Below are 18,550 nucleotides of genomic sequence, written 5' to 3' on the forward strand. Positions count from 1 at the left end.
TGTCTGCGGCAAAAATATAAAATTTATTTAGATTTAATTAAAATAAGGAATTATATTTGCGTAAAATTATTAAGAATGTTTCTAAATAGAGTTTTTGTCTTACTATTTTTTAGTATTGCTTTTACCACTTTTTCTCAAAAGAAAGAGGTGAAAAAAGATTCTGTGGAAGTAAATGCGTTAAATGAAGTTGTAATTACGGCAACAAGAACTGTTAGGCAATTGTCTTCTTTGCCAATGCCTGTAACGTTAATTTCTAAAGAACAAATTCAAAAATCTGGAACAACAAGGTTAAAGGATATTTTGATAGAACAAACAGGAATTAATTTTGTAACCGATCAAAGCGGATTTACAGGGGTTCAATTGCAAGGTTTATCAGCAGAATATACGTTAATTATGATTGACGGTGTGCCTTTAGTTGGGCGAAGTTCTGGTAATTTAGATTTGAGTAGAATTACGGTAAACAACATTAAACAGATAGAAATTGTAAAAGGTCCATCATCTTCTTTATATGGTTCTGAAGCTTTGGGTGGAGTTATCAATATAATTACAGAGAAACCAAAAGGAGATGTTTTAAAGGGTGATGTTGGTTATTTTGTAAGACTAGGTGCCAGAGACGAATTAGATATTAATACAAATTTTGTTTATAAAAAAGGAAAATTTGGTGCAGCTGCTGGTATTAATTTAAATTCTAGTGGAGGTTTTGATTTGAGCCCGACAACAATTTCAAAAACTACAGAAGCCTATCAAAATTACACGAGCAACTTACAGTTAACCTATGATTTTTCTAAAAAGCTAAATATTTTTACTTCTCAACGCTATTTTTATGAAACGCAAGGAGAGAATAATATTCAAAGTGATTGGAATTCTAATACAGAATTAAGGCATCAAATAAATGATATATGGAATGTTAATTACACTTTTTATGCAACTCAATTTACAACGGAAAGTCAGTTTAATGGGGTGTTAGCAGAATTTAATCAAACGTTAATAAGACCAGAAATTAGAGTCACAACAGCTTTAAAAAATAGTACATTAATAACTGGTTTAGGTGCAAATTTTGATGCTTTGGATAGAACTTTCTTTGATAAAAAAGAGACTTTTAATTCCAAATATATTTTTGCCCAATATGATTTTCATCCCACAGAAAAAATAAATTTAATTGTAGGCGCAAGATTTGATAATCATAACAAATACAAATCTGCATTCAGTCCAAAAATATCATCATCCTATAAAATAAATGATTGGTTATCAGCAAAAGCTTCCGTGGGTTATGGATTTAAAGCACCAGATTTTAGACAACTTTTTTTTAACTTTAATAATAGAGCAGGAGGTTATATTGTTTTAGGAACTAGAACTTTACATGATTTATATGGCGATGAACCTAATGTAAAATCTATAGAAAAAGATTTAAAACCAGAAAATTCTATTGGCTATAATGTTGGTTTTGAAGTGAAGCCTATTTCAGATGTAAAAATTAATATCAATTTTTTTAGAAATGATATTAATGATTTGATAAATACGGTGGCGCTTCAAGGAAGTTTGCCAAATATCAGTACAGGAACTTCTGTGTTTTATTATGAAAACAGAGATCAGGTTTTTACACAAGGGGTAGAATTGGATGTTAAGATTAAAATTTCAGACAATTTTAATTTTGTTGGTGGTTATCAGTTTTTGGATGCAAAAGACAAACAAGAAGTACGAAATATAGAAACTGGCACGGTTTTCTATCGAAAAACGCCTTTAGCTCCATCAGTTGCTCTTAAAAAATCAGATTATTTTGGACTGCCAAACAGGTCTAAACATACGGCAAATGCAAAATTATTTTACCAGAATTTAACACATGATTTTTCTACAAACATAAGAGCAATTTATAGAAGTAAATATGCTTTGTTTGATACGAATAGCAGTCAGAATATTATTGATAAATACGATGATTTTGTAGCCGGTAATGCACAAATAAATATGGCGATAGAAAAAACATTTTTCGATTTATTGAATTTTCAGCTAGGTGTAGACAACCTTTTTGATGAAAAGGGATTAGAAAACGAAACAGCATTCCCTAATAATGACGCAGTGTTATTAGTAGGAAGAAATTATTATGGTAGAGTACGATTCAATTTTTAAAATAAATATATATAAATAGTAAAATAAGTAAAATGAGAAATTTAAAATCAATTTTAGTAATCGCTTTTGTAAGTTTAACACTAACTTCTTGTAATGATGACGACGCGCCAGTTTTAGAACCGGCAGTTTCTAATCAAGCGATCAATATTCCCGCACCTCAAATAGGTGGCGCTGGTCAGGGACCCGTCTCTGGAGCGTTTACAAAATTTAGCTTTAAATCGGGAACTGTGGTAACTGATGCTAGTTGGGATATTGCTTTTAGAGGAACTGACATTTTAGTAAATGGAGGTTCTAAAATTGGTTTAACTGATGAACCAGCGAGAACAGCTAACGGATCTTTAGCAATTGAAACTGGAGCTTTTGAAAGTATTTTAGAAGCACCTGAAGATGCAAATTTTAAGCAAGATGCAACAGATGTTTATGCTTTGCCTATTGGTAGTGGAAATGGTTGGTATACGTATAACAGACAAAATAATGTGATAAACCCAATTTCGGGAAAAGTTATTGTCGTTAAAACAAACGATGGGCATTATGCAAAAATGGAAATCATTAGTTATTATAAAGATTTAGATGCTTCTAACCCAAGAAATGGAAGATTTTACACATTTAATTATGTGTACAATCCTAATTTAGGGGATAAGAGTTTATAAGTAGTGTATTATTTGAATTTTGTTTAAAAGCCATCTAAACGAGAGTCTAGATGGCTTTTTTATAATTTAGTATTTCTAAATTTTTTAGTGACCCTAAAAATAGTTGCTTTCTAGGGCACTTTATTTTTGATTAAATCCATTCAAATTTAAAGGTACCTTTTGCCTATTCTTGGTTTTTTTTAAATATAATTTATTGAAAATAAGAAGCACATTTAGGTAACGAACTATGTTTTTAAGAGACTTGATGAGGATACTAAATAGCGTTAAAATAAATTTATTTTTTAGTAATTCCTAAAACAATCGATTTTAACGATAAAATTGACGTCTCTAAAGTGTTAGAAACGTCAATCTAAAAGTGTGGAACTATCTTTGTTTTTAAAAATTAATCGCTAATAAATTTAAGCTGCTAGACAATGTTTTATCTAATTCTGTTTTAAAAGGTTTATTCAAATAAGGATAGATACTATTACCAATTTGTAACTCTAAATTTTCTGATAGAATATAGTTCACAATTAACAGATTTAGCATTTTAGGATAATTGCCATAAAGGTTGTCGTTTTTGTCTGAATATTTTTTACTTCCATTCAGTAAGCCTTCTTGTAAAATTTTTGCTGTTATCAGGTTATCTATAAATTTTTGATTTGTAGCTAGAATCATACTTTTTTTAGCGGTTACACTTATTTTAGAAGAAATAATTTCTTCGACTGCTAAAAATTGAGCTGTTGTATTCTGGTCTAAATCAATCAATAATGAAGTCAAGCTTTTGTCATGAATTTCTTTTAAAGAAAATTTTCCTTCATTAACTTTTATAAGATTGTTAAAATCAAGAGATACGATTCTCGGATTATTGACAAAATGAGCATTTTCATTGTTATTTGCCATAAAAGCATTTTTCTGATGGTTGTTAAACGTTCTTAAAATATCAGAAGAATTTTCTTGTGCAAAAGAAAAATTAATAATTAATACGAAACATATAGATAGTAGATTTTTCATAATTGATAGTTTACACTACAAATATAATAGTATTACTTTCATTTTAGAGAGTGATATATTTATTTAACATTTAATTAACATATTTTTTGTTTTAAATATTAGAAATAAGAGTGGGCCCTTTGTAATATTCTAATTTTAACCACCTAATATTCTTTATACTATATTTAAAATAGACAAAAAATAAGACTATCATAAAAGTATATTTAAGAGTAAATATTAGTCTCATATGAGCTCATTTATTGATTAAAATTTTTATAATTTGGCATAATTAGAAGTAATTTAAAAAACATATTTAAATGGTAGACAATAGTTTAGGGAGTAAAAATGATATACAATTAGTATCTTTTGACATCGATAACACACTAATTGATTTTCATACGTACAAGAGTAATTTTACAAAAACTTGGATAAAATATGCGAATGATATCGATATTATTGTTACTTATAATACCGGCAGGTTAATCGATGACGTTTTAAATCTTATTAATAAAGGTGTGTTGCCAAAACCTGATTATATTATTTCTGGAGTAGGAACACACATTTATAATTATAAAGAAAAGAGCGTAGAAAAGGAATTTAATGATGTACTGGATGATGGTTGGAATTTAGAAGCCGTAGAAACTATCATCAATAAAATAGACCACCCTATTAGTGAGCAACCAAGTAAATTTCAACACTCTTATAAAAGAAGTTATTTTTTTCATGATGCAAGTGAAGAGCTTGTAGAAAATGTAGCGCGAGATTTTGCAAACGCTAACATGGATGTAAACGTTATTTATTCAGGTGATAAATTTTTAGATATTGTACCAAAATGGGCAAATAAAGGAAATGCACTACAATGGTTATTAAGAAGGTTAAGTTTAAAAACAAACCAAGTTTTAGTTGCAGGAGATAGCGGAAACGATTCTGCAATGTTCGATTTGAAGGATGTTTCAGGAATTGTCGTTGCGAATGCGCACGAGGAATTATATAAGTACACCAAGCATAAAAATGTCTATCACACAGAAAAAGAAAAAGGTGATGGGATTATTGAAGGTTTAATTTATTACCAAATTTTACCAAAGGAAGCAATAGAAGGTCTTAATGTAGATCATTCAGAAGATTTTTTTATTAAAAAAGAACTAGATACTATTTCGTTAGAAGATGATAATGAAAAAATAGCATTAATACAAGAAGGGTATGAAAAAGCGATTGAAGCCTTGCGAAAAAATATAACTCCATTAGGGTTTTCTGCTTGCTCTATACCCGATAATATACCAAACGGAACCGATGAAAATTATCATTCTGTGTGGGCAAGAGATGGCGCAATTACCGTAATTGGCTCGCTGTCTTTAATTGATGATGAAGAAATACACAAATGTCAGCGTCAAACTTTAGTTACTTTGTTAGAAAACATTTCTAGAAATGGCCAAATTCCTGCCAATGTAAGGTTAAAAGATCAAAAACCAGATTATTCTGGAGTCGGTGGTATTTGCTCTATCGATAGTGGTATTTGGGTAGTAATCGCTTTCTATGAATATGTTAATGTTACAAAAGACATTTTGTTTTTAAGAAAATATATTTCAGATATTAAGGAAACGATGAGGTGGTTGGGCGCACATGATAGCAATAATGATGCACTTTTAGAAATTCCGGAAGCTGGAGATTGGACGGATTTATTCGGAAGAAGTTATAATATTTTATACGATGAAATTTTGTGGTACCGCTCTAATGTTTGTTTTGGACGTATGTTAGAAATGCTTGGAGACCATGAAGATGCAGGAGAATATATCAGATGGTCTCAAGTGATTAAAAAAGAAATTGTTCGTAATTTTTGGCCATCAACACAGCAACAATTATTTCATTCGGTTTCTTTTGCCGAAAAACAATTTACTTTAGGAGATACTTCTTATTTAATAGCACAAACTACACCGTTCGATTTTAGCTGGCGTTGTGATATTCTTGGAAATGTATTGGCCTTTTTACACGGAACCATAGATTCAGAAAAAGCACACCAAACGTTTAAATTTATGCTAGGTGTTGGCGCTAATGATCCATTTCCGGTTGCAAATGTCTATCCAGTTGTAAGTCCTGGTGATCCAGATTGGAAGCCTTATTATACCGTAAACTTACTCAACTTACCAAATCATTATCACAATGGTGGTATTTGGCCTTTTGTAGGCGGATTTTGGGTAAAGTATGTAAATAAATTAGGGTTTCGAGATATCGCAATTGCAGAATTACACAAATTGGCGCTTATCAATAAAGAGGGGATCAACAATGAATGGGAATTTAATGAATGGGCGCATGGCGTTACAGGAAAACCCATGGGAAAAGCTTATCAGGCTTGGTCTGCTGCGCAATATATTGCGGCATGTCACGATTTAAAAATAACGAAAACTAACGCTAAAAATTAACGTATGAAATCAATTTTAATGATCTCTTTACATGGATATGTGGGAGCAAATGCAGAATTAGGAAAACCAGATACTGGTGGTCAAGTAGTGTATGTTTTAGAATTAGCAGAAAGATTTAGCAGACTGGGCAAACGGGTAGATTTAGTAACGCGGCAGTTTGAAGATCAACCAGAATATGATAATGTAAACGAGAATTATAGTGTTTGGAGAATTCCTTTTGGGGGCAAGAAATTTATCCGAAAAGAAGACATGCATGATCATTTAAAAAAGTTTGTCACGAATACTTTGGCGGCCATAAAAAAAGAAAATAAAAAATATGATGTTGTCTATTCGCATTATTGGGATGCTGGTTGGGCTGGACAAAAAATTGCGGAAGAATTAGGTATTTGTCATGTGCATACGCCACATTCTTTAGGTTGGTGGAAACAGCATTCTATGGGCAGTGATATGGAAGAAAAAGAAATGGAGAAAACCTACCGTTTTAAAGAACGTATCAGAAAAGAATATTTTGTGTATCAGATGTGCAATTTTGTGATCGCAACGACCTTACCACAAGTGGAACTCTTGGTGCAGCAATATGATATGCTTCCCAAGAACTGCAGTATGATTCCTCCAGGAATAGATGAAAATAGATTTTATCCCGTTCCGTCTAAAGAGAAGGATAAAATTCGTTTAAAATACGATATCAATCCGACAGATATTTTGGCTTTGGGAAGAATGGCACATAATAAAGGATATGATTTATTAATAAATGCTTTACCAACTGTTTTTGCATTATGCCCAGAAGCAAGATTAGTAGCTTGTATTGGAGGAGATTCTAAACAAGATCAAGAAGGAATTGAAAAATTAAAACAAGTTGCAACAGAAATTGGAGTGATGGATAAAATTAAGTGGAATAATTATATTGAGGATAAAGATTTAGCAAATGTGTATAGATCTGCTAGTATTTTTGCAATGCCTTCTAGATATGAACCTTTTGGTATGGTTGCTATTGAAGCAATGGCTTGCGGAACCCCAAGTGTAATTACCGTTCATGGTGGTTTGTGTGATTTAATTGATTTTGGAAATCAGGCTTTATTTGCAGATCCTCATAGACCTGTAGAATTTGGAGCCATGATGGCAATGCCGCTTTTATATCCTAATTTACGAAACGAAATGTCTGTGGAAGGGGCACGTTTTGCGCGTAGAAATTTTGGTTGGACTGGGATTGCCAAAAGAATGCTTTCTATTTTTGCAAGTTCAATTAACCAGCAAACGATGGAATCTAATATTTATTAGTGAAACTCAATTTTGATAAAAAGCGAAGCTTTGAAATCAAAATTGCTAGTTGAACTAATCAACTTTTTAGCGAGATCTCATATTTCAAATTATGATACTTTTTGTTGAAATATTAAGATTATATTTTTTCCTTGAGATCTCGATGGCGCTGTGTCGAGGTTGCCCGTTAGTAAATCTAAAAAACGGTTGCGTTTTTACGAATTAAGTTTTTTATCCTTGAACTAATGCCGATTTTTATCGGGATCTCGTATTTCAAATCTTGATATGCTCGGTGGGAATATTAAAATTATATTTTTTCCTTGAGATCTCGATGGCGCTGTGCCGATGTTGCTGGTTATAGAGTCTAAAAACGTTTGGGTCTTTAAGAATTAAGTTTTTTATCCTTGAATTAATGCCGATTTTTATCGGAATTTAAATCTTTTATTAAAATTATGAATAAAATTGTTTGTTTTGGTGAAGTTTTATGGGATGTTTTTCCGACGCATAAAAAAATTGGAGGAGCTCCTTTAAATGTTGCAACTCGTTTACAGTCTTTTTCTAATGAGGTTGCTATGATTAGTGCTGTCGGTGATGATGATTTAGGGAAATTGATTCTCAATTATTTGCAAGAACACCAAATAAATACAGAACATGTTCAAGTTTTAAACGATTTTAAAACAGGAGAAGTTACCGTAACCTTAAACAATAAAGGAGCCGCGACTTATAAAATTGAACATCCAAAGGCTTGGGATAAAATAGCATTCACAGAAAAGGCATCAAATTTGGTAAAACAAGCGGATGCTTTTGTTTTTGGAAGTTTAATTACTAGAGACAAAGTTTCTAAAAATACTTTATATCAATTATTAGAATTTGCAGGCTATAAAGTTTTTGATATCAATTTAAGACCTCCTTTTTATGATAAAGATGTTTTAATTGAACTAATGCAAAAAGCAGATTTCATTAAATTAAATGATGATGAATTGTATGAAGTCAGTGCTTTTATGGGTTCTAAATTTAATAATTTAGAGCAGAATTTACAATTTATATCAAAGGAAACAAATACCAAACATATTTGTGTGACTAAAGGGGAACATGGGGCTGTTTTATTGTTTGATGCTAAACTATATTACAATAGTGGTTATAAAATTAAAGTTGCTGATACGGTAGGTTCTGGAGATTCTTTTTTAGGGTCATTAATTAGTAAGTTAACAAACGAAGAAAAACCGCAAAGAGCAATCGATTTTGCTTGCGCTGTTGGTGCTTTAGTGGCGCAGAGTGCAGGTGCAAACCCTAAAATTTCTAATCGGGAGATTGCTAATTTTATCTGTGGAAAGTAGATTGTTTCTTATTTTTTTGTCACAAAAATTTAATCTCTTCACATAATTCTCTAAAGCTTGCCATCTTTTAGGAGTAATATTTTTTAATTATTTAAGAACACCTTTCCTAATGACAAACTTTATGAACCATCAGTGTGTACTATGCTTAAAGAAAGACAAATCAAACGGCTTCCAATACAGTGGGTTATTCCGCAACAATATAGCTGTTTGTTGATCATTTTAACTTTTGTCGAGTACTTATAGGAAGACAATTTGTAAGGCGTTTGCATGCATGGGGCGCTTATAGCGAAACAAACGGAACGCTTTCCCACACACGCTAACACTATAGATCAAAAATTTCATCAACTAATCTCTCCAAATTTTATTCGGAAAAACAACAACACTTTCATGACCATTTTCGCCAACAGCAGCAACTCCAAAAAAGAAATTATCGATAACAATTCCGTCTAAAGTAAATTCGGTAGTTTCTACATATCTAGAATGATCCCAGGTGGGTGACGTGGTATCTCTCCAGTAAATTTTGTATCCTTTTGCGCCTTCAACTTTGTTCCACTTTAACCTTGCCGAAGCTTCAACGATACCGCCAATGGCAACCTCTTTTGGAGCTTCTGGAGCCCAAGCCAAACTTGCTAAATTAATAGCATTTACAGCCGTTAATTTTTTTGCATACGGAAAGTTTACATGCTCAAAAGTATCGCCATATTTAATTCCGTCTTCTACTCTAATATCTTGGTGTTGTTGCGTATAATTTTCATGCGCTTCCATAATTCTAATGCCTGCAAAGCCTAAATCATTAAAAGGTCGGTGATGGCCGCCACGCCCAAATCTGTCTAATCTATAAATCATCATCGGATTCATTTCTGGCATATACGTTTTAGTCTGTTTATGAATATATCTTGCTAGCTGTCTTGAAACGCCGTCTACCTCACCACCATAAAAACGTCTCATTTTACGCTCTGTTTCAGTTTCGTTTGCAGGTACAGGTTCAGAAAAAATTCTAAAAGCTCTGTTATCAATAACGCCATCTACGCCAGTAATATTTCCGATCATATCATTGTTTAAAATCCCGATAATTTCCCATTTATTATCTTGCGCATACTTTGCCAAACCTGCGCCACCAAAAAGTCCTTGCTCTTCACCAGACAAACCAACATAAATAATGCTGCTCTCAAATTTATACTTACTTAAAACTCTTGCAGCTTCTATGGTTCCTGCCATTCCAGAGGCATTGTCATTTGCACCAGGCGCATCTGTGGTAAAATCCATTGTATCACTTGCGCGTGAATCTATATCGCCACTCATTATAACATATCTGTTTGGGTATTTTGTACCTTTTTGAACGGCTACAACATTTACAACATAAGCATCATGAGGAACTCTTGTACTCATTTCAGTGGTTACCAAATCTTTCTGATAAAACACATTGATACAATTAGCACACTCTTTAGAGATAGTTTCAAATTCAGATTTTATCCATCTTCTTGCAGCGCCAATTCCACGAGTATCAGAAATGGTATCAGAAAAGGTGTTTCTTGTGCCAAATTCTGTTAATGTTTTTACATCCGCTTTAATTCTATCTGCAGAAACAGCATCAATAATATCATAAATTTTAGCATCGGTTTGTGCGAATGCTATAGAGGTGATAAGAGTAATTAAGAGCGTTATTTTTTTCATTGTGAGGTTTTAAAATGAGGTCTTATAAGTTGTTATTTTTATTTTTCATTTCTATAAGAAATAAGTGCCTAAAGGTACTGTTCTTTTTAAAAACAAAAAAAAACCACTTCACATAAAATGAAATGGTTTTTAGAGCTTTGAATGTTTTTTATTCTTGATCTCGTTTTTTTGTTAAAATGAAGCCTACTAATAACCCAACAACAGCCATAAAGAAAATAGTTGCAAGATAAATAGCATCGCTTTTTAAGCTAGTATAAGTTTCTAAACTAAGTGTTAAAAAGACTCCTAAACCTACGCCTATTCGTAAAACTAATAGATTTAAAATGAATACTTTTTAAATAGTAGCTGCGTTTTTTGATTGTCCTTTCATAAAAACACTGGCATCTGCTTCTTTTGCTATCAAAGCCAAACGTTTTTTATCTCTACAATACGCTTTTCGCCGTCTTACTTTTTGGTTTTATGTTGATGGTTTAGGTTTTTTTCTTGAAAAATTATCTATTGAAACGATTTGGGTAATTTACAAAAAAGTGACACTCGCAATTTTTCCATTTTTCATGGTATATATCGCCACCGCTTTTCGAGTTTTACCGTTTGCGGTAACTAATTCATGATCGATTACTTGATCTTTATGCACAATTCTTTTGATGAGTTCACAATGCAAATCGGGTGTGTTTTCAAAATAACTTTCATATCGATTTCTCATATTTTCTATGCCTTCGTACTCTAATGTATTCGGAAAACGATATACTTGAACCTCTTTTGCATAGGGTTTTAAAAAAGCATCGATATCTCTTTTATTGTAACCGTCTAATTGTTCTTGCGCTAAATATTCTGGAGAAGCTTCTGCAACAAGCATTAATTTTGTGCCGTCAGAATTTACTGCAATTCTAGAAATATTATTGAGGTTGTCATCTATAGAACTAAAAAATAAACTTGGAGACATGTCTTTTTTAGGATCAAATTTATAGATTGTGTTTCCTCTGGAAATCAATAAAAGTCCATTTGGTAGCCACGTTACATCTTCTTGTAATTTTAGTGATGCGATTGTTTTTATTTCTTTTGTTACCGGGTTTAGTGATTTTAGTAGCCAAGATTCCTTATTTTCTTTGCTAATAAAACTCATTAAATTGGTATTCGGAATTCTATGCACAGAGCGCCCAACATTTTTTGCAACGGAAATGGTTGTTTTCTTTTTTAAATCACAAATGAGCAGTTCTAAAGAACCGTTTATGATAGCAACAGCAATTATGGTCTTTTTATCAAACCAATTGGGGTACGCAATCTTTACATCAGGAATAAGTTCTTTATTTTTTTGAGTTTTAAAATTATATTGATAAAAGCGCTGCAATCCATCCTTGTCTAAACGAACTGCAGAAATATCGTTTGATTTAGGGATTCTTTGTGGTGAGTATTCACTGCCGTTTTTAGTATCAGAAATAAAACGTTTGGTATTATGTTCTAGATTATAAATCACAATGTCCGTTTCTTTATCTCTAGTCGATGCAAAAATCACGTGATTATCATCATAAAAATAAGGCTGATTGTCATAAGCTGCATTATTAGAAATGTTTTTTCCATTTTTTAAATCGTATCCTTTTTCGGTTTTGATGATGTCAAAAATATGCACTTCTGTATTTGTTTGGCAAAAAATAGTCGTGGCAATAAATAGGGTGAGAAAGGTTAGTTTTTTCATGAAATATATTTGTCGATGTTGCTTAAAATAAGGTGCTATTTATTTACTAGTTTCAATCCACTTCTCAATTTTATTTTCCAACAAAGCCAACGGAATACACCCTGTTTCTAATACTTCGTTATGAAATTCTCTAATATCAAACTGATTTCCTAGAGCAGCTTTTGCTTTAGCACGCAATTCTCTAATTTTTAATTGGCCTATTTTATAAGACAAGGCTTGTCCAGGATTTGCCATGTAGCGCTCTATTTCAGAAATAATTCCATCTCCAGATTCTGCTTCGTTATCTAAAGAATATTGAATTGCTTTTTCTCTAGACCAACCTTTTGCATGGATTCCTGTATCTACCACTAATCGAATAGCTCTATGCATTTCCATGCCTAACATTCCGAAATATTGATAAGGATCTGTATACAGTCCTAATTCTTTTCCTAAATTTTCTGTATATAATGCCCAGCCTTCGCCATACGCACTATACCAAAGTGTTTTTCTGAAATCTGGTAAATTGTTGTTTTCTTGTGTTAATGAAATTTGATAATGATGCCCCGGAATTGCTTCATGCAAAAATAAGGCTTCATCTTGAAAACCATTATAGGTGGTAGCATCTGGAATCGGAACATAAAAAACACCCGGTCTGCTGCCGTCTAAAGAGCCAGGATTATATTCTGCACTTGATGAAGCTTCTCTAAATTTTTCAGTCTGCTTTACAATAAAAGGTGTTTTGGGTTTGTTGCCAAACAGTTTTTCTAATTGCGGTTTCATTTTTTCATGAATCGCATTAAAATTATCTAAAACTTCTGAGGCATCTTTATATGGCATTAGTTGCTTGTTATTTCTAACATCATAAAAAAAATCTTTTAAAGTACCTTTAAAGCCAACTTCTTGCTTTATTTTTTCCATTTCAGATAAAATTCTTGCCACTTCGCTTAAACCGAGTGTGTGAATTTCATCTGCAGTCATATTCGTAGTTGTGTAATTTTTTATGGCATGTTTGTAATACGCTTCACCATTGGGAATGTCAGAAATACCGCTACTTTCTCTTCCTGCAGAAAGATATTCTGATTTTAAAAATAAAGACAACGATTTAAATGAAGGGATTAATTGATCATTTAAAATTGCCGTGTATTTTTTAGTGAACTCTTGCTTTTCTTCTGAAGTAAAATTTTTTGGTAATTTTTTGATAGGTGCATAAAATAAATTATTAGAAACATCTACAATGCCTTCTGAATCTTTGGTTACTTCGGTTAAACTTTCAAATTGCGGAATTATTTTCTGAATTAACGATTTTGGCAAAACATAGCCTTCAGCAATACCTTGTTTCATGTTACTTTCTGCAGAAGTTAACCAAATAGTATAGCCATCAAGCCTTTTTAACCAATCATTATAATCTTTAACGGTTGTAAAAGGTTGTGCACTGCTGCCACTTGCTAATTGTCCCATGGTTAAATTAACCGTCCACATTTGGTTGATAGGAAATAAAACATCGTTTTTAAAATTGCTTTGGGCAAGTGCCATTTCGCAGTCCCAATCTAAAACAGCTTTACTCATCTGTTCGCTTACATTTAATGTTTCATCCTTAAAATCTTTAAGTTTAGCCTTATAATCGGTATAAAAATCTTTTGTTTTTTGTTGATATTCGGTCGATAAAAAGTTTGGAAATATATCATTATATCGGTAGTCACCAGCAAAGGTAGCATTTAAAGGGTTTAGCTTTAGTTTACCTTCGTTGTAATCGGTAAGAAAGTTGCTAAAACTTAAATTTTTATTTGTGGGGATTGCTTCTTTTTTTTGTTGATTACAAGAAGTAAAAAGAATAAAAACGATTGAAAGAGTAAGACCTGTTTTTTTCATGAGCGTAGGTTTGATTTTATCAAAGATACTAAAATAAACAAACCTCTTTATAATAGCCAAGAGGTTTGTTGTTAGGCTTTTAAAATAGGTATACTTATTTTTTAGGTTCTTGCATTTTTCTTATTTGAGAAAGTAATATTTTCTTTGGTGCGAATGGAATTGCTTTTAGTCTCATTTTCTGTGCAAAGGATACACCTGAAATTATTTCTAAATCTCCATTTATCATGGCTTTGTAACCATCATTGGCAACATCAGAAGCTTTTGCGGCATCTTTAAATAAAGCTGTTTTATCCATTCCCGATATTTTGCCAAAATCGGTTTCTGTAGCACCGGGCATCAAGTTAGTTACGGTAACGTTAGTGTCATGTAATTCTTCTGCAATTGCGTTGCTAAAAGAAGTCACATACGCCTTTGTTGCAAAGTAAACCGCTTGCATTGGTCCTGCCATTAAACTTGCCGTAGAAGAAACGTTTAGAATTTTACCGCTATTTTTTTCGACAAAATCTGGTAAAAATATACGCGTTAAAGCTGTTAAAGCAACAATATTGACTTGAATCATTGATAAATGTTGATGCCAATCTCTTTCATGAAATTTCCCAATACCACCAAAACCAGCATTGTTTATTAAATAATCGATTTCTATATTACTAAACTTTACAAAATCATATATTTCTTGCGCTGCATTTGGCGCTGTCAAATCTCTTTCTATCACACTCACGTGAATAGAATATTTTTTTTCTAACTTTTCTTTTAATTTTAAAAGCTTGTCTTTGCTTCTTGCAATAATTACCAAATCGCCTCCTTTTTTAGCGTGTATTTTGGCAAATTCCTTTCCTAAACCGCTACTTGCTCCCGTAATTAATGCTGTTTTTTTCATTTTGTAGGTTTTATTATTTTTTTTTACAAAAGTATCTGATTTTTATGGTTTTTGTGAATTTTTATTGCAGAAGTATTTACCTTTTTAAAACGTTAAACACAAAACATGGTTAGGATTTGAATAGGTATCTTAAATTTTAAAATTGAACTCCCCAACTTTTGTAAACGCCTTTTTCTTTTAGGGTGAAATCGCTTTTTGGTTTTCGATCTAAATTGCAAACCAATTTCCTTACTGGTTATTTTGTTGGTTATTAGTGATTTATAAATTCAGGCTTTGGTGTAATAAGGTGCGCTAGCTTTTTAGTAAGAATCAATTTACTGTGTACTAGATTCTTCTAATTAAAATAAAATTCGAGCATTTTAAAATACTATAATTTTTATAAAATAGAGAGGTGTTTAATGTATGTATAGGTAATACTATTAGATTAAAAAGTATTCCTTTTATATATGAGTGTTAAGCAATTATAAGGGTGTTTTAATGCGTAAAAGGTGTTTTTTGTCATAGAATGAGGTGTTTTACTGCTAATAAAACCTTGTATTACTGCTATAATTATTAAAACAATAGTATTCAAACAATTTAAATTCATAAAATTTTAGTAAAAATTCACAGCACCCCATAATTTTAGGGGGTATGTTTTATAATTATAGTAAAAATAAAGAAAGTAATACTATTAATTAGGGGTATATTACTTTTAATGTATAAATTTGAATAATTATTTAAAATGAACAGTGAAATCAGAATAATATTTACACCATAATTATTATGTTCAAAATAAGTAAAATTTTAAAAGGAAACTTAAAGATACGCTCTCCAGTAATGTGTAATAATACCTTTAATCGCATTGGCAATTTATCAATATGTTCTAATCATTGCTAATCGTATCATTAAATAACAGAGCTAAAAAATAATAATTCTTCAAATTAAATAGTATGTATTTAAAAAAACTTTTAATTAGTATTACATTATCAATGGTTGTATCCGTTTCTTCCTTCAACGCACAAACTAATGACGATAAGGTAAGTTTTGGACTAAGTCTTAATCAAGATGCTTTCTTCGGATTTAATCCCATGATGACGGCCTCTTATTCTTTTACAGATACAGACGCACTTACTTTTTACGGTATTCAATGGGGTGCAGGTAGCGCTCCTGCTGCTTGGGGTCAATGGACTGAATTTGGTATCGGATATAATAAAACAATTGGAAATTTTGACATTAATCCACAATTAGGTTTTACAATGGGTAGTTTACTTTCTAGTGGAGCTCAAGGTAGAGGTGTTGTTGGAGATGGAATAGTGCCTAATTTAACTGTGAATTATGGTTCAGATAAGTGGGAAGGTCAATTATACGCTGGGTATTATGGTACTTTAGCTGATGAAACGGTTGCAGGGCAATCTACAAATAATTATGTGCATTACTGGGCTAATTTAGGCTATAGAGTATCTCCATATTTCTCAGTAGGAGCTCATTTAGAAGAGTTGTATTTGTCTGGTGGAGGGACAAATGGCGGTGGTTCTTTAGAAAGGGCTGATGGTTATTTATGGGCTGGTCCTTATATTCAGTTTAAAAAGAATAGTACAGGTTTACGTTTTTCTTTTGGTGCAAATCTTGCTGAAGAAGTTGATAGATTTTCAAACAACGATTTTTACAGATTAACCTTTTTTATTGGTCTTTAACAGGAGCATGATTAAGTACTATTAAATTAGTAGGAGTAACTTTTTTAGTCCGTTTTTACCGAAATAAAAACTGACTATAATTTTATTCAATTAAAAAGTACACCGTAAGCAATCAAGTTTACGGTGCTCTTTTTTAGCGAACATTTTAGGTTTAAATAACGGTATTTACTTTTTAAAAATTTATGAAAAAATGAATAAAAGAGTCCTAAATTACCGTTTACGCTTTTTATTTATCTACTGCTAAAATTCTAAATACAAAATATGATTAGGATTCTTATGTCTTTCGGAAATTTTAAAATCGTAATCGCCAACTTTTAAAAAACCCATTTTTTTATAAAATGAAATTGCTTTTTGGTTCTCTACCCAAACAGCAAGCCATATGCCAGATTGTTGATGTTCTTTGCAAAGATGCAGATTAAAATCAAATAATTTTTTTCCTAAACCAGAACCATAAAAACGCTCTAGTAGGTACAATCTACTCATATATGCAGTGTTTTTAGCAGGTATATTTTCATTAAAATGATTAAAAACTATTTTAGAGTATCCCGCAATTTGATCATTTGAATACAGCAGATAATAGCAGTTATTAATATCAGATAATTCAGTGATAAAATTTTCTGTATTAAAATTTTGAGTTACATAATTATCGATGTCTATTTTTGGCGCAGAATGACCATGAGCGGGTAAAAATGTATCAACACTTAATTTAGATAAAAGTTGAGCGTCTTTAATTGTAGCTCTTAAAATTTTAAACATGTTTTAAAAAGTATATCATTAGTACTATGCTGTTTTTGAAATATTACCTTAATTGATGTCTTTGATGTTAAAAATTGTGATGCGTCAATACAATTCTTTACAAAATTTTTTGGTAAAAAAAAATCAGTAATTATGCAGTTAAGGTGGTGTTTTGTAGTTAATTATAATTATCTGTAAAACGATGCCGTTAACTTTTTATAAATTACTTTATTTAGGGTCATATTTTAAAATATGGTTCAAAGTTATTCTTTTTTTACGGAGCAGAAATTACTTTTTACAATCTATTTTTATATCAAAAAAAAAATAGAGAAAAACACAAAATGCTTGTCTGCTTTTTTCGTCAATTTTGAAAGTAAAGGCTCATTATATTTCTGATATTAAAAAGAACTCTTTATTTTTGTTTTTTAGGAACATCATCTTAATCATCCAAGTTTTTTATTTTAAAAATCGACAAAAATAACTAGCTTTGTTGCTAAACATTCACGAAAAATTAAAACAAAAAAAATGAAAAAATTATTTATCTTATTTTTACTGATCTCTGCAAATATTTCTATGGCACAAGATGCTGTATTACTGCGTTTAAATTATGAGGAAGGCGCTACTTATAACGTTGCTATGAAAATGTCTCAAGAAATGGGTGCCATGATGTCTATGGGAATGACCATTGATATGAATATCAAGGTTACAGATGTGCAAGAACAAACCTATGATAGTGAAATGAAATTTACAAATATGACTATGGATATGTTACAAGCAGGTAACGCAATTAGTTATGATTCCTCTAAAAGTGATGAAGAGTTAGATGAGGGAGGTAAAATGATGAAAACTCAAATGGGCCCTATGTTAGAGGCTGTTATTTTTGCCAAAGGAAACAACTTGGGCGAAATTACAGAGGCTAGAGTAGAACCAAGTGTTATGGGTATGGAAGACATAGCGAAACAGTCTAGTAATATTGTATATCCTACAGAGGCCATAAAAGTTGGTAGCAGTTGGACGAGCGTTAAAGAAGAAAAAGGAATGAAACTGAATTATATTTATACTGTAAAATCAATATCAGAAGATACCGTAATTTTAGATTTATCTGGTGATGTAACAGGAATTGCTAGCGGTAAAATTACAGGTAGTATGGATATAGAAAGAGCATCAGGAATTCCTGTAAACTCTTTAATAGATATGGATTTAGTGGTAAGCGGCCAAGAAATGAAATCTAAAGTTACTATGGTAATGAGTAAGATGTAGTATTTTGATTAAGCAAAATTTTCTGTAATTCTA

The 18,550-nt window shown here is 31.5% G+C and carries 13 protein-coding genes; 7 read left to right on the top strand and 6 right to left on the bottom strand.

Annotated elements, in window-relative coordinates:
- Window positions 1–75: 75 nt before the first annotated feature.
- Window positions 76–2,124 carry a TonB-dependent receptor plug domain-containing protein gene (locus ES044_RS07710; RefSeq protein ID WP_147117472.1) on the top strand — a complete coding sequence of 683 codons (2,049 nt, stop codon included), beginning with the start codon at window positions 76–78 and terminating at the stop codon, window positions 2,122–2,124.
- 32 nt (window positions 2,125–2,156) lie between these two features.
- A complete protein-coding gene (locus ES044_RS07715) occupies window positions 2,157–2,774 on the top strand; it encodes an HmuY family protein (RefSeq protein WP_147117473.1) in 618 nt (205 codons plus the stop codon).
- A 375-nt stretch (window positions 2,775–3,149) separates the two neighbouring features.
- Here ES044_RS07715 and ES044_RS07720 read toward each other — a convergent pair whose 3' ends face one another.
- Window positions 3,150–3,767, bottom strand: coding sequence for a hypothetical protein (locus ES044_RS07720; RefSeq protein WP_147117474.1), 618 nt, complete (start codon window positions 3,765–3,767; stop codon window positions 3,150–3,152).
- Between the two features lie 296 nt (window positions 3,768–4,063).
- Between ES044_RS07720 and ES044_RS07725 the strand changes: the two genes are divergently transcribed.
- The 3 genes from ES044_RS07725 (at window position 4,064) to ES044_RS07735 (ending at window position 8,757) form a co-directional block, all read left to right on the top strand.
- Complete coding sequence (locus ES044_RS07725) at window positions 4,064–6,163, top strand: HAD-IIB family hydrolase (protein WP_147117475.1); 2,100 nt, start codon at window positions 4,064–4,066, stop codon at window positions 6,161–6,163.
- Window positions 6,164–6,166: 3 nt separating this feature from the next.
- On the top strand, window positions 6,167–7,441 hold the full coding sequence (locus tag ES044_RS07730) for a glycosyltransferase (protein WP_147117476.1): 1,275 nt from the start codon (window positions 6,167–6,169) through the stop codon (window positions 7,439–7,441).
- Between the two features lie 431 nt (window positions 7,442–7,872).
- A complete protein-coding gene (locus ES044_RS07735; protein ID WP_147117477.1) occupies window positions 7,873–8,757 on the top strand; it encodes a carbohydrate kinase family protein in 885 nt (294 codons plus the stop codon).
- A 345-nt stretch (window positions 8,758–9,102) separates the two neighbouring features.
- Here ES044_RS07735 and ES044_RS07740 read toward each other — a convergent pair whose 3' ends face one another.
- From ES044_RS07740 to ES044_RS07755, 4 genes are all read right to left on the bottom strand, one after another.
- Window positions 9,103–10,431, bottom strand: coding sequence for a M28 family peptidase (locus tag ES044_RS07740; RefSeq protein WP_147117478.1), 1,329 nt, complete (start codon window positions 10,429–10,431; stop codon window positions 9,103–9,105).
- A gap of 517 nt (window positions 10,432–10,948) precedes the next feature.
- Window positions 10,949–12,124: a nuclear transport factor 2 family protein gene (locus ES044_RS18850; RefSeq protein WP_223813545.1), complete on the bottom strand. Its 1,176-nt coding sequence runs from the start codon at window positions 12,122–12,124 to the stop codon at window positions 10,949–10,951.
- Between the two features lie 39 nt (window positions 12,125–12,163).
- Window positions 12,164–13,972 carry a DUF885 domain-containing protein gene (locus ES044_RS07750; RefSeq protein WP_147186978.1) on the bottom strand — a complete coding sequence of 603 codons (1,809 nt, stop codon included), beginning with the start codon at window positions 13,970–13,972 and terminating at the stop codon, window positions 12,164–12,166.
- Between the two features lie 94 nt (window positions 13,973–14,066).
- Complete coding sequence (locus tag ES044_RS07755; RefSeq protein WP_147117480.1) at window positions 14,067–14,849, bottom strand: SDR family NAD(P)-dependent oxidoreductase; 783 nt, start codon at window positions 14,847–14,849, stop codon at window positions 14,067–14,069.
- Window positions 14,850–15,778: 929 nt separating this feature from the next.
- Between ES044_RS07755 and ES044_RS07760 the strand changes: the two genes are divergently transcribed.
- A complete protein-coding gene (locus tag ES044_RS07760; protein WP_223269082.1) occupies window positions 15,779–16,522 on the top strand; it encodes a DUF6733 family protein in 744 nt (247 codons plus the stop codon).
- 240 nt (window positions 16,523–16,762) lie between these two features.
- On the opposite strand, the gene ES044_RS07765 is transcribed toward ES044_RS07760, so the two are convergent.
- Window positions 16,763–17,278 carry a GNAT family N-acetyltransferase gene (locus tag ES044_RS07765; RefSeq protein ID WP_147117481.1) on the bottom strand — a complete coding sequence of 172 codons (516 nt, stop codon included), beginning with the start codon at window positions 17,276–17,278 and terminating at the stop codon, window positions 16,763–16,765.
- Window positions 17,279–17,782: 504 nt separating this feature from the next.
- Between ES044_RS07765 and ES044_RS07770 the strand changes: the two genes are divergently transcribed.
- Window positions 17,783–18,517 (top strand): DUF6263 family protein, encoded by a 735-nt coding sequence (locus tag ES044_RS07770; RefSeq protein ID WP_147117482.1) that lies wholly within the window; start codon window positions 17,783–17,785, stop codon window positions 18,515–18,517.
- Window positions 18,518–18,550: the final 33 nt, after the last annotated feature.

Source organism: Polaribacter sp. IC066 (genome assembly GCF_007997085.1).
Lineage (GTDB): Bacteria > Bacteroidota > Bacteroidia > Flavobacteriales > Flavobacteriaceae > Polaribacter.